Consider the following 12,804-nt stretch of genomic DNA (forward strand, 5'->3'; position numbering starts at 1 on the left):
GATTGCATGATGCTGACAACGTTAAGGAAGCCTTCACAGATGGTCACGGTGAAACAGGCTATTGAAATGATTTATACGCTATGGAATGGGAAATCACATAAGGAACTTCGCAACTACTTGAATGACATTGAAACGGAAGAAGAGTACTACAGGCTCATTCGTCTGCTGGATAACGGAATGATGAATCACTACGCTAATTTTCTTGCAGCACGTGCCCATAAACGCTTTCATTCGGCACGGACCTTTGCGTGGAAATGCCATGCATTATTGGAAAAAGGTCATCCAATGGAAGTGGAGACGCTCATTGAACAGTATCTTGCTTCCAGTGAAGGGCTGAAGGCAACGGCAAAAGAATTGAATAGCATACGACGTGTCTATTTGAGTGCATTAGTGGTGTTAAATCGCATACCAGAAGCAGAGGACATGGTACAGGAAATACGTGCGAATGGCGGACAGCTGTCTGCCGATCAACAGACACCATTTTTGACTGCAGCCAACCGATATACTGAGGCGGAACAAGAGCTAGAGGCGGCACTGGCACTTCCAGCTGAACAACGTGGGGATCTCGCGCACTTGGCATTGGCAGACTTGCTATCCAGACGAGGAGAGCATCTTGGGGCCATTCGTGTATTGACGGAGGGGGCTAAGAAGTTTAGCGATGCACCTGTTATGAAAATTGAACGTGTTGAATACTTGTATCATCTTGGTCGTTTTGAACAATTGCTTATCGAGCTACGCATGTTGAATGAACAAAACCCTTATCATATTCGCAAAGAATATTTCATTTATCTACAAGCAGAACTGCTGTATCGATTAGAAAGATGGGAGGAATTTCAGAACTGGGTTGCGACGCATGAAACGTTATTGAAAGGGACGGTGTTTGGCAAAAAGACGATTGATTCCTCGAAACCATACAGGGCAATTTCCCTTAAACCTATCAAGCAAAAAGTGAACTATTGTGTCCCAGCATCGATTGCAATGATACTTGGCACTTTTGGGGTTGAAAAATCACAGGATGAGATTGCGAAGCATATTTTCGACAAAACGGGATCGCGAATCAGTGATACAGTGCGATATATGGAATCACTTGGTTTCTTGGCGAGGTATTTTAAAGGATCTGTCAATTTGTATAAGCCTTTGATTGATGCGGGTGTGCCTGTTTTACTCGATCTTTTTGTTGAAAATGGCTCTCATGTACAGGTGGTGAAGGGGTATGATGATTGTATCGGTACGCTGGAAATCCAAGATCCGAATAGTTTGCACTCCTCCTATGTCCGCTATGAGCGCTTCGATACGATTTATCGGCTGAAGGATCGACTATCTATCGTATTCGTCCGTCCAGAGCAAGCGGGTTTCCTGGAGATGCTACGGGAGGAAGAACATACATTTTTTAAGGGTGTTTTTCGTCATTTGCATGAGTTAGAGGAAAGTGCGGAAGAATATATTGATCATATGATTGCTTTTCTTGATACATATACCGAAGAACGATATGCCTCTATTTTAGGGCTTACGGTCATTCAGCATGACAAGTTGGAACCGAGGCTGGAACGCTGGCGCACACATTTATGGTCAGTATTAGGGACCGAAGACCATGATCTAAACTTGATGATTGCCAATTCGTACAATCGATATGGGAATCGAGAAAAATTTCAAGAAATCATTGGTGAATTAAAGAAAAAAACACCCTTTACCCAGTATCTTTTAGGTGTTGAAGCTTATAAACAAGATCGAACGGAAGAAGCAATTGCCCATTTGAAATGCTCTCTTGAAATGGATCCTTATCAACCGAATGCTTATGCATATCTAGCCAATTGCTATAGCGACATAAAAAATGCGGAAAAAGCGTTGAAGTTTTCCCAAGCGGCACTTTGGCAGGACTCTTCTAGAGAATTTAGCCGCACAGCTTATGCGAATGCATTAGTAGCCGCTGATAAAAGAGAAGAGGCTTTGGAACAGTTTCAATCGCTTGCGAACGATTGTCCAACAGAAGCTTATTTTGCCTATGAAGTTGGACGTTGTTATTTAGTACAAGATGTTCAACAGGCGGTAAAATGGTTTAATCATTCGATGGAGTTAGACCCGCTTGCTCCTTATCCCTACTTGCGAATTGCGGAAATCCAGATGGATGAAGAGCAATGGCAGGTGGCAGAAGAAACACTACTAAAAGGGATAAATAGAAATATACCTTCCGATAAGACAGGGATATTATGGCTCTATATGGGGCATACCCATAAGGCGCGCAATCAATTCATAGAGGCAGAACATGCATTTCATCATGCAGCAGAAAGAGATCTCGATAAAGAAAACTTGGCTGTCGTGTATGAAGTACAGGCGATTATCCGACAAGGAGAATGGGAACGGGCCGAACGAGTTATCCAGCAGACTTTAGAGGAAGACTTCAATCTAGACGTTGCGTTTCGTGCAGGTGCAATGATGTTTGACGAAGCCGAAACGAAAGAGCAACATGAAGCAGCGGTTTGTAGGATGGAAGTAGCTTTACGACAAATACAAGAAGATATCCTTCAGTATGTTCGACTTTACGTAGATGCAATTGAGTACACGCCTGCAATGAAACAAGGCGCAGATCTACTTGCGGAATTGCGTGCAACAACGGATGACGTAGATATTTATTGCTACGAGGCGTATTTACGCGAGCTGTTGGGACAATTTGATCATGCTGAGGCATTGTTAAAAGAAGCGCTGGAATTAGATGTAGCCAGTACATTCCCACATTATCGATTAGGGCTGTTGTACAAGGAGATGGGGCAGACGGATCTTGCGATTGCTCATTTCCAAACTTGCCTTGAGCTTGAAGAGGACTTCCATTCTGCGCGTGAAGAACTCGTTCAATTGTATGGAGTCGGTGCTCAGGTTGGGCGTGCCAAAATATATGCGCTAGAGCTGTTAGCGAATTATCCAGAGGCGTGTAATGTTAGACAACTGGCTACTTGGCTGAATAATGATGAAAGGCGAGAGGTGCGCAATCGACTTATTGAATTAGAAGGAACTGTCGGTGAGGAGTGGCGTAAACTTGCGTTAAGTGCGGTTATTCCGATGAGCGAAGCGATTGACTTACTACAAAATGAAGAATCGCCTAAGCTCCAATTTCAGTTGGCAAAAATGTATATGGAAGATGAAAAATATAAACTAGCTTTTGAACGGTTAAGAATGCTTATTAGTGAGTATCCAGAAGATGAGTCATTATATCCTTATTGGGCAGAGGCCATTTATAAAGCTAAAAAACATGGGGCTATTACAGATATAATAGATGAAATGGAACTAGCTGTTGCTGAAAAAGCAACGATATGCCGTCATCTTGCAGCCGCCTTCTTTCCTTATGCGAAAGAACATCTGGAGTCGGCAAATGGAAGGAAGACTTGGCGCAATAAGATACGTGGATTTATGAAGAACCTGAATATACTTGTGATGATTGAGGAATTATTTGAAGCTACTTATGAATACGAGCCAGATAATCCGGATAATTATTGGGACTATGGTAGTTTTCTGATTGAGATTGGTGAGTATCATGATGCTTTTAAGGAATTGCGTAAATTTCTTCGGAAGCATGATGATGACAATATTCAGTTCAAAATCGGTGTTGCGGCACTTTATCACGGCTTTACAGCAGAAAAGCCTCCATATATTCAGCAAGCGAAGGAGAAATTTGAAATCGTCATTAGGCGAGTACCTGCCTATTATCATGGCTGGGATCGATTAGCGGAAGCTCATTTTTATCTCGGTGAATATGACCAAGCGTTGGCAACTTATCAACATGCAGTAGAGCTTGATGCAGCTATGCCGGATGGCTATGCCGGTATTATCATGTGTTTGGATTACTTAAATCGTACAGAAGAGGCTGTAGCCTTCGCAAATGATTTGGAAGCATCACTTAGAAAGGCGACGATTGAATGCATCGATCAAGCGATGTTTGAAACAAACGGAATGGTTCAGAGACTTCTCGAAAAACAATGATGAAAAAATTGTTGACGTAGTCTTTTATCCGTGGTAAAGTAATTAAGGTTAGTAATGACTGAATACAGTTTGTGGTATAAGAAGAGGCTACCCGCTTCTCACCTGTTTGACGCCTAATCGTTGTTGACAGGTCAGCACATAAGTGAACGTGCCGTGCATTTCGGTGCACGTACACATACGCGGGTAGACAAAACAAATTTGTCTGCCTTTTTTGATTGGATGAACCTGTGGGGCCGCCCAGATTGGACGGTATACCCAAACCATGTATTCACGAGACAATATTCGGAGGTGGATTACTATTAGCAAAGACATGTACGTAAATGAGGGCATCCGCGCCCGCGAGCTACGCATCATCGATCATAACGGTGATCAGCTTGGAATCAAAACTCGTACGGAGGCACTTGAAATTGCCGCACGTGCGAATTTGGATCTCGTCCTTGTCGCTCCGCAAGCGAAACCCCCAGTAGCTCGTATCATGGACTATGGGAAATTCAAATTTGAGCAACAGAAAAAGGACCGTGAAGTACGTAAGAATCAAAAAATTATCTTGCTCAAAGAAGTTCGGTTAAGCCCAACGATCGATGAACATGATTTTCAGACGAAACTACGTAACGCGATCAAGTTCCTTGAAAAAGGCGACAAAGTAAAGTGCTCTATCCGTTTCCGCGGACGTGCAATCACGCACAAGGAAATTGGACAACGTGTTCTTGACCGCTTTGCTGAAGCGTGTAAAGACGTATCGACGGTGGAACAAAAACCGAAGATGGAAGGTCGAAGCATGTTCTTAGTGCTTTCGCCAACAGCAGAAAAACAGTAACATTGAAAAGATTTAGGAGGAACAGATCATGCCAAAAATGAAAACTCACCGCGGCTCCGCGAAACGTTTCAAAAAAACTGCATCCGGTAAATTGAAACGTGGCCGTGCTTACACAAGTCACCTTTTTGCGAACAAATCGACGAAAGCAAAACGCCACCTGCGTAAAGCTTCACTCGTTTCTTCAGGAGACTACAAACGCATTCGCGAAATGCTTACGTACATGAAATAATCCAAAACATAATCGAACAGAAAAGCAGGAGGTAATGCACTATGCCACGCGTAAAAGGTGGAACAGTGACGCGCAAGCGTCGTAATCGAGTATTGAAATTAGCAAAAGGCTACTACGGGTCAAAACATAGACTTTATAAAGTTGCAAACCAACAGGTCATGAAATCATTAAACTATGCATACCGTGACCGTCGTCAAAAGAAACGTGAATTCCGTAAACTTTGGATTACACGTATCAATGCGGCAGCACGTATCAACGGACTTTCATATAGCACGCTTATGCACGGCTTGAAAGTGGCTGGTATCGATGTTAACCGTAAAATGCTTGCAGATCTTGCAGTAACTGACGCACAAGCGTTCACACAACTTGCAGATGCAGCGAAAAAAGCAATCGCAAAATAAGATTGTCACTAAAAGCCGCCACGAGAATCGGAGTTCATCCGGTCTCGGGGCGGTTTTGCGTTTATAGGGGAAATAATGATAGGCAATCAGGTAGAAGAGGGGGAAGCCATATGCAATCGGTACTCATAAGTGGGGTTATGTTCATGTCCATATGGGCGTTTGCTGCAATGGGCTACGATAAGCGTCAAGCGAAAAAGAAGGGGCAAAGAATTCCGGAAAGAACTTTATGGTTGTTAGCTATTATAGGTGGTGGCATTGGTGCATACTTCGGTATGCAAGTATTTCGTCATAAAACACGCCACACAGCATTTCGCATTGGTTTTCTCCTATTGGCAATCATTCACGGAATCGGTATACTCTATCTTTTAGGCATACATATTCCGGGTATTTCAGAAGTCTAAAGTAAAGCCCCAGCTCCTAGACAATAAAAAGCCCGTCGAGTCAACGGGCTTTCATCAATTGTTCGATTGGATTTTTCCAACTAATGTCCGCTTTGGGATAGTTGGATAGAATTTCGGATGTCAAGAAGTGAAAATCATCCTTGGTAAAGCCTTGTAGCTTCGCTTCATCTTTCACCCAGATGAAAATGGAGACAACGTCGATGGAATCATCCGTTGTGCCTAAATACTTTTCACCTTCAAACATTGCACCCTTATACGTAATAAAGAAATTTTTGCGTACGTTTTTAATATCATCATAGAAGTAAAATTGCTGTTGTTCATAAGCATCATCTAATTTACGTTTCGGATCCGTCAAATAACGAATTCCACGATAGAACAAGTAAACGATAAAGGCAATGATGATAAAGCGAATGAGCAAGCCCATAACAGATCCCCTCCTAGTATATATGCATAGTACTCTCTTATACGGATGAGGAGATCGTTTGGTTTCAAGATTATGAAAGAAATTGGAGGTTTTTTTATGAAATTGACAAAATTATATATGATGCAGCGTGAGCTAGATGCATTTATTCAAAATAATCGTGAACAACAGACGGATGTTTTTCAAGAAAAAGGATTAGCGCTCCTCATTGAACTAGCGGAGTTGGCAAACGAGACAAGATGTTTTAAGTTTTGGAGTACGAAAGGGCCGTCTGACAATGCAGTCATTCTTGAAGAGTATGTAGACTCCATCCATTTCTTATTATCGTTAGGGATTGAGAAAGGGTTCGATACGTTAGCAACATGGCCTGAAGGTAAAGTAGAAGGCGACTTGACACAATTGTTCTTAAAAACGACCGTGTCTATTCATCAATTTCTAAGCGAACTAACAATAGCTGCATATGAACAAATTTGGATCCATTATGGCGCGATTGCTCAAAAATTAGGATTTACAAATGAAGAGATTATCGACGCATACATTGCAAAAAATGAAGAGAATTATACGCGCCAAAAAACAGGTTATTAAAAAGTATTATAGAAAAATCAAAAAATTGATTGACAGAAACCTCTGAATAAAAAATAATAGAGAGAGTACAGGAATTTTTGGGGGAGGCGTCGACGTGTACGATTGGAATAAAGAGGATTTTGGGGTAAGGTTAAAAACACTTAGAGAGCAACGAGGTCTGTCGATGATGGCTTTTGGTGCAGCGATTGGAACATCGGCAAGCCGGATAAAAGATTGGGAAAAAGGGAAGAATGCACCGTCTGCAGCTTGGATTGCAAAAATTTCAGAGCGTTTTAATGTTTCGACGGATGAACTGATTCTAGGTACGGAGAAAATATCAAAAGCATTTAAAAGTACGGGCACAACAAATGTGGAAATGCTGTACAACAAGTTGCGTGAAGATATTATTGATGAAAGCATAATCGATGAGCATGCAAAGCATGCGGAAACTACCTATGAAGAGCTAGATGCCCTTAACAAAGAGCGCTATCGAAGTGGTAAGGGAAGAAGACTTGCAGAGCGTGAGCTGTTAGCGATATTAACGGAACTTCCGAAAAAAGAAGTGCTTGAACTGTTGGAACTAGCTAAAATGAAAAAACGTTGGATGTAAATACTACTTCATCGGTCAAGTTGAAAAAGAGACAACGCAGATGGCCTGTTGTACTCTTACTACTTGGTTTGATTATATTTAGTGTCTATAAAGGCAATACGACTGTCGGTGTAACAAACTATACGATTGTTTCTGACAAAATTCCAACGGGCTTCAATTTATACAGGATTGTTCAGTTGTCTGATTTGCATGATGCGAAGTTTGGTGAAAATCATAGCGATGTGGTCAATAAAGTGAAAATGATTACGCCAGACGCCATTTTTATTACAGGTGACTTTGTAGATAGTAACCGCTATAATTTGGCACAAAGTTTAACGCTAATCGAAGAGCTCCAATTCGTTTCGCCAATCTATTATGTAACGGGCAACCACGAAATTGCGACGAATGATACGGATGACATAAAACTCGCATTAGAAAATCTAGGCGTCCGCGTGTTATCGAATGAAGCGGAGATCATCACAGCGGGGCTGGAGGGAGAACTAGCAGTTGGGGGAATTGAAGATCCATTAGCCAGCCAGTTAGCTGATGATAAAGCAGTCGAAGCATCTATAAATCAGGCATTCAAACATGTGCCTGAAGACATGTATACACTTTTATTATCGCATAGACCTGAACAGTTTGCGGTCTATGCCAAGCAAGAGATTAATATTACGTTCAGTGGACATGCGCATGGCGGTCAGTTTAGAATACCAGGTATTGGTGGTCTTGTTTCACCAGGGCAAGGATGGTTTCCTACATACACGTCAGGCATTCATAAGGACAATGACAGTAGGCTGGTTGTCAGTCGGGGGCTTGGGAATAGCATCATCCCATTACGATTGTTTAACCAGCCGGAGATTGTCGTCGTCACATTGAAAAATACGGACTAAGTAAGAGTGAAATAGCATGATAAAAGCAGGCGGGAATCGTATTTGGTTTCCTGCCTGCTTTTATGCATCATTAATTAGAAAAATATGAAAAGTATTGTTGTTTCGAGTATGATAGAAGAAGTAGAGAAGGAGGGGATGAGAAGAATGAAAGCAGTTGTTCATGGATTAGGTGAATTGAAAGTAGGGACTATGAAAGAGCCGGTTGCAGGAGTCGGAGAAGTCGTTGTTGCCATTCGTGCGGCCGGTTTGAATCGACGTGATATTTATATCCCAGGGCGTAGAGGAGACGCAGTTGAGGCTTTGATATTGGGGTCAGACGGTGCGGGAGTCATTGTAGCATTAGGAAAAGGCGTTAAGAACTTTGCACTTGGGGATGAAGTGATCATTAACCCTGCATTGCGTTGGTTTGAAAATAGCGTAGCACCTCCAAAAAACTTTGATATTTTAGGAATGCCAGATCATGGGACATTTGCGGAGAAAATCGCGATTTCAGCGGAGCAAATTGAAAGAAAGCCTGCGCATTTATCATGGGAAGAGGCCGCAGTCTTATCGTTATCTGCATTAACAGGTTATCGTGCGTTATTTACCCAAGGAAATTTGCAGGCAGGCGATACGGTTTTCATCCCAGGTGCTGGTAGTGGTGTGGCAACTTTTCTTATCGCCTTTGCTAAAAATAGTGGAGCACGTGTCATCGTCACATCGCGTAGCGAAGAGAAACGACAGCAGGCGCTTGCGTTAGGTGCTGATATTGCGCTCGATACGGCGAGTGATTGGTTAGCTGAGCTAGCAGATGAGACGATTGACCTTGTCATTGAAAGTGTTGGGCGAGCGACATTCAATCGTTCATTGGACGTACTTAAACAGGGTGGACGCGTTGTTGTCTTTGGCGCAACGACAGAAGATACGGTCGATTTGGATTTACGAGCATTTTTCTATGGACAGTATCAGCTATTCGGTTCAACGATGGGAAGTCGGGAAGAATTGCGTGAAATGCTTGCACATATTGAACAACACAACATGCATCCAGTCGTTGATAAAGTATACAAACTGGATGATGCATTAGCAGCATTGAATTATGTCGAAGAAAGCAAGCAGTTCGGAAAAGTTGCATTAAGAGTTAGCGAGTAATGGTTGCATTAAATCGTCAAGGGAAGTTTAAAATATTTGTCTGTCTTTTGACGTGAGTAGGGTATACTTGAGACAAAGAAAGGTGGGGCATAGATGATGGAAAAAGTATTGCCATTAACGGATTTACAGATTGCATCCCAAGCAACAATGCGACCAATTTGGGAGATTGCCGACAAAGCGAGCATCCCGGAAGAGGCGGTTGAACCATACGGTCGATTCAAAGCGAAAATCGATGTGCAAAAACTAAAGAACGCACAAAAAGATGGGAAAGTGGTGCTTGTTACGGCCATTAGTCCGACGCCAGCTGGGGAAGGCAAATCGACAGTCACGGTAGGGCTAGCGGATGCGTTGTCCAAGCTTGGAGAAAAAGCGATGATTGCATTACGTGAGCCATCATTGGGACCTGTTATGGGGATAAAAGGTGGAGCAACAGGCGGAGGCTATGCGCAAGTATTACCAATGGAAGAAATTAATTTGCATTTTAATGGTGATCTTCATGCTATTACAACTGCTAATAATGCACTAAGTGCAATGATTGATAACCATCTTCACCAAGGAAATGTGCTTCGCATTGATCCGAGGAGAATTACGTGGAAGCGTGCATTGGATATGAATGATCGTGCTTTACGTCATGTGACAATTGGGCTTGGTGGACCGGGACAAGGAATTCCGCGTGAGGATGGCTTTGATATTACGGTTGCGTCTGAAATTATGGCTGTGTTTTGCTTGGCGAAAAACTTGCAAGATTTGAAAGAACGGCTAGCGCGAATCGTCATTGGCTATACATATGACAAAGAAGCTGTAACCGTACGTGATCTTGGTGTTCAAGGTGCATTGACATTGTTGTTAAAAGAGGCGATCAAACCAAATCTTGCACAGACGATTGAAGGAACACCGGCATTGATTCACGGGGGGCCATTCGCAAACATCGCACATGGCTGTAACTCCTTAATTGCGACGGATACAGCACGTACCTTGGCTGATATCGTCGTTACCGAAGCTGGGTTTGGCTCGGATTTAGGTGCGGAGAAATTTATGAACATTAAGGCACGACAAGGCGGCTTCTCACCTGATGCAGTCGTACTCGTTGCAACGGTACGTGCGCTTAAAATGCATGGTGGGGTATCAAAAGCGAACTTGGCCCCAGAAAATGTTCAAGCGGTTCAAGAAGGCATGGCTAATTTAGCGAAGCATATTGAGACGATTCGTGCGTTTGGCGTTCAGCCTGTTGTTGCGCTCAATCGTTTTGTAACGGATTCGCCAGCTGAGCTTGAAGTCATTCAAGCATGGTGTAAAACAAACGGTGTGCGTGTTGCATTGACGAATGTTTGGGAACATGGTGGAGACGGTGGGATTGAGCTGGCTCAAGAGGTGTTAAACCTTCTAAAAGAACGAAATAACTTCGCACCACTCTATGATGTCGAACAAAATGTCCGTGAAAAAATCACAACAATTGTTCAGAAAGTTTACGGTGGTAAGGATGTTATTTTGACGGACAAAGCACTGAAAAACTTGCAGGATATTGAAAAGAATGGTTGGGACAGTTTGCCAGTTTGTATGGCGAAGACACAATACTCATTTTCAGACAATCCGAAATTACTCGGGCGTCCGGAAGGTTTCACCATTACGATCCGAGAAATTATTCCGAAGCTTGGCGCAGGCTTCCTCGTTTGCCTAACGGGCGATATTATGACGATGCCTGGCCTGCCTAAGGCACCTGCTGCACTTCAAATGGATATCGATCAGAACGGCAATGCAGTCGGCTTGATGTAATCGTACAAAGACCACCGATTTGAAGTGACCCCTAAAAGTTAGACACGGTTATTTCATCAGGCAACTTGAGTAAAATGAGTTCGGTATTGCACCGGACTCATTTTTAATTTTGCCTTCATCCGTTTCGTATTATAATAATGGATATATTTTTCTAGTTCCATTTGAAATGGTTCCACACTTTCAAATTCCTTTAGGTAAAGGAATTCCGACTTCATAATCCTGAAGAAATTCTCCATCACTGAGTTGTCGTAACAGTTTCCTTTACGTGACATACTCTGCATAATTCCTCTTGACTGAAGCCTTTTACGATACTTCTCCATTTGATAGTGCCAGCCCTGATTGGAATGCATCAGTAGCTAGTGTTCTTCTGGAAGGCGTTCTAGTGCGTTCTCCAACATATCCGAGACAAGTGAATACGTTGGTCTAGCGCCGATGGTATAGGTAATAATTTCACCATTAAACAAGTCTAAAACAGGTGATAGATAAAGCTTCTTACCAAATAATTTAAACTCTGTAATATCGGTTACCCACTTTTCATTTGGAGCAGTCGCTGTAAAATCGCGGTCTAAAATGTTTGGCGCAATTTTACCAACAGTTCCTTTATACGATTTATATTTTTTCATGCGTACAATACACTTTAAACCAAGCTCTTTCATAAGGCGCTGAACTTTTTTATGATTCACGTGTTGCTCGCGATTCGCCAGTTCATCACGAATACGCCGGTAGCCGTAACGTCCCCCATGTTCTTCAAAAATCGTTTTGATTTCTGCTTTTAAATCTGCGTCTGGACCCGGCTGATTCATTCGTTTCACTAAATCATAATACGTGCTGCGTGGAATGCCTGCGAGCTTCAAGAGTGCTTTCACCGGATATTTATGCCTTAACTCATAGACTACTTGCCCTTTGTTTTGTTTGGTGATTTTTCCTTGTTTTGAACTAAGGCATTCAACTTTTTTAATTAGGCATTTTCCATTTCTAGTTGTTTAATACGTGCTTCAAGTGCTTCTCTAGAACCTTCAGCTGATACTTGTTTTGGTTGTGGAGTGGATTCATTTTTCATGGATGGACCCCCCTTTTTCTTTGATTGAAGGGCATCTATTCCTTGCGTGTCGACTTGTTTTCTCCAACTACCGATAGTTGAAGGGATTGCTATATTAAAGAGAGCAGTTGTTTCGAGTAAGGACGTACCATTCCCGATCATATAGTTTAGTACGTCTAGTTTAAACTGTTGGGTGTAGTTTGTATATCGTTTTACAAACGCTTCAACGCCATTATATTCATATTGTATAACCCATTTTAAAACAGCTTTTTTATCAGTCTCCAAAGAGCTAGCTATTCGAATAGAACTTTCTTTGCCGGTTAAATAACGTAAAACTGCTTGCCATTTATCTTCCGCAGTAAATTTAGCCATAAAAAACTGCATCTCCAATTGTTAGATTGTGTCTAACAATTGGGGTACAGTTCACAGTTGGTGGTCTTTTTCAATTGCAACAAAGTATACGTACTTAACTTAGGTTGGTATTCTAGCTTTAGTGGTGAGGGACGCTAGCTTGAATATTGGTTGGTTATTCCTTATAAAGGTGTTATTCTAGTATTTTACAATATAGATTATTCTTGAT

The 12,804-nt window shown here is 42.2% G+C and carries 11 protein-coding genes and 1 pseudogene; 10 read left to right on the top strand and 2 right to left on the bottom strand.

What is annotated here, in order from left to right; all coding sequences use genetic code 11:
• The first annotated feature begins 9 nt into the window (after positions 1 to 9).
• From MKY34_RS11770 to MKY34_RS11790, 5 genes are all read left to right on the top strand, one after another.
• Positions 10 to 3,972 (top strand): tetratricopeptide repeat protein, encoded by a 3,963-nt coding sequence (locus MKY34_RS11770; protein WP_342510770.1) that lies wholly within the window; start codon positions 10 to 12, stop codon positions 3,970 to 3,972.
• A gap of 262 nt (positions 3,973 to 4,234) precedes the next feature.
• On the top strand, positions 4,235 to 4,789 hold the full coding sequence (infC, locus tag MKY34_RS11775; protein ID WP_342510772.1) for a translation initiation factor IF-3: 555 nt from the start codon (positions 4,235 to 4,237) through the stop codon (positions 4,787 to 4,789).
• A 28-nt stretch (positions 4,790 to 4,817) separates the two neighbouring features.
• Entirely contained in the window at positions 4,818 to 5,018 is a 201-nt protein-coding gene (gene rpmI, locus MKY34_RS11780; RefSeq protein ID WP_342510774.1) for a 50S ribosomal protein L35, read from the top strand.
• Positions 5,019 to 5,059: 41 nt separating this feature from the next.
• Positions 5,060 to 5,419, top strand: a complete 360-nt coding sequence (gene rplT, locus MKY34_RS11785) for a 50S ribosomal protein L20 (protein ID WP_342510775.1) — start codon at positions 5,060 to 5,062, stop codon at positions 5,417 to 5,419.
• Positions 5,420 to 5,529: 110 nt separating this feature from the next.
• Positions 5,530 to 5,820: a DUF1294 domain-containing protein gene (locus MKY34_RS11790; RefSeq protein WP_342510778.1), complete on the top strand. Its 291-nt coding sequence runs from the start codon at positions 5,530 to 5,532 to the stop codon at positions 5,818 to 5,820.
• A gap of 40 nt (positions 5,821 to 5,860) precedes the next feature.
• Here the strand turns inward: MKY34_RS11790 and MKY34_RS11795 are convergent, their stop codons facing one another.
• Positions 5,861 to 6,244: a sigma-w pathway protein ysdB gene (locus tag MKY34_RS11795; RefSeq protein ID WP_342510780.1), complete on the bottom strand. Its 384-nt coding sequence runs from the start codon at positions 6,242 to 6,244 to the stop codon at positions 5,861 to 5,863.
• Positions 6,245 to 6,340: 96 nt separating this feature from the next.
• Between MKY34_RS11795 and MKY34_RS11800 the strand changes: the two genes are divergently transcribed.
• From MKY34_RS11800 to MKY34_RS11820, 5 genes are all read left to right on the top strand, one after another.
• The gene (locus tag MKY34_RS11800) at positions 6,341 to 6,826 is read left to right on the top strand and encodes a dUTP diphosphatase (protein WP_342510782.1); all 486 of its coding nucleotides are present in this window, start codon (positions 6,341 to 6,343) and stop codon (positions 6,824 to 6,826) included.
• A 94-nt stretch (positions 6,827 to 6,920) separates the two neighbouring features.
• Positions 6,921 to 7,415: a helix-turn-helix transcriptional regulator gene (locus tag MKY34_RS11805; protein WP_342510784.1), complete on the top strand. Its 495-nt coding sequence runs from the start codon at positions 6,921 to 6,923 to the stop codon at positions 7,413 to 7,415.
• Positions 7,406 to 8,284, top strand: coding sequence for a metallophosphoesterase (locus MKY34_RS11810; protein WP_342510786.1), 879 nt, complete (start codon positions 7,406 to 7,408; stop codon positions 8,282 to 8,284). The genes MKY34_RS11805 and MKY34_RS11810 overlap by 10 nt, the downstream gene beginning before the upstream one ends.
• A 144-nt stretch (positions 8,285 to 8,428) precedes the next feature.
• Positions 8,429 to 9,412 (top strand): zinc-binding dehydrogenase, encoded by a 984-nt coding sequence (locus MKY34_RS11815; RefSeq protein ID WP_342510788.1) that lies wholly within the window; start codon positions 8,429 to 8,431, stop codon positions 9,410 to 9,412.
• Positions 9,413 to 9,508: 96 nt separating this feature from the next.
• Complete coding sequence (locus MKY34_RS11820; protein ID WP_342515251.1) at positions 9,509 to 11,185, top strand: formate--tetrahydrofolate ligase; 1,677 nt, start codon at positions 9,509 to 9,511, stop codon at positions 11,183 to 11,185.
• A gap of 56 nt (positions 11,186 to 11,241) precedes the next feature.
• Here the strand turns inward: MKY34_RS11820 and MKY34_RS11825 are convergent.
• A pseudogene (locus tag MKY34_RS11825) lies at positions 11,242 to 12,596 on the bottom strand (IS3 family transposase).
• Between the last annotated feature and the right edge of the window lie 208 nt (positions 12,597 to 12,804).

Source organism: Sporosarcina sp. FSL K6-1522 (genome assembly GCF_038622445.1).
Classification (GTDB): domain Bacteria; phylum Bacillota; class Bacilli; order Bacillales_A; family Planococcaceae; genus Sporosarcina.

Coding starts and splice junctions, on each gene's coding strand:
- MKY34_RS11770 (WP_342510770.1), top strand. CDS start 10: ATGCTGACAACGTTAAGGAAGCCTTCACAGATGGTCACGGTGAAACAG.
- infC (WP_342510772.1), top strand. CDS start 4,235: ATGTATTCACGAGACAATATTCGGAGGTGGATTACTATTAGCAAAGAC.
- rpmI (WP_342510774.1), top strand. CDS start 4,818: ATGCCAAAAATGAAAACTCACCGCGGCTCCGCGAAACGTTTCAAAAAA.
- rplT (WP_342510775.1), top strand. CDS start 5,060: ATGCCACGCGTAAAAGGTGGAACAGTGACGCGCAAGCGTCGTAATCGA.
- MKY34_RS11790 (WP_342510778.1), top strand. CDS start 5,530: ATGCAATCGGTACTCATAAGTGGGGTTATGTTCATGTCCATATGGGCG.
- MKY34_RS11795 (WP_342510780.1), bottom strand. CDS start 6,244: ATGGGCTTGCTCATTCGCTTTATCATCATTGCCTTTATCGTTTACTTG.
- MKY34_RS11800 (WP_342510782.1), top strand. CDS start 6,341: ATGAAATTGACAAAATTATATATGATGCAGCGTGAGCTAGATGCATTT.
- MKY34_RS11815 (WP_342510788.1), top strand. CDS start 8,429: ATGAAAGCAGTTGTTCATGGATTAGGTGAATTGAAAGTAGGGACTATG.
- MKY34_RS11820 (WP_342515251.1), top strand. CDS start 9,509: ATGGAAAAAGTATTGCCATTAACGGATTTACAGATTGCATCCCAAGCA.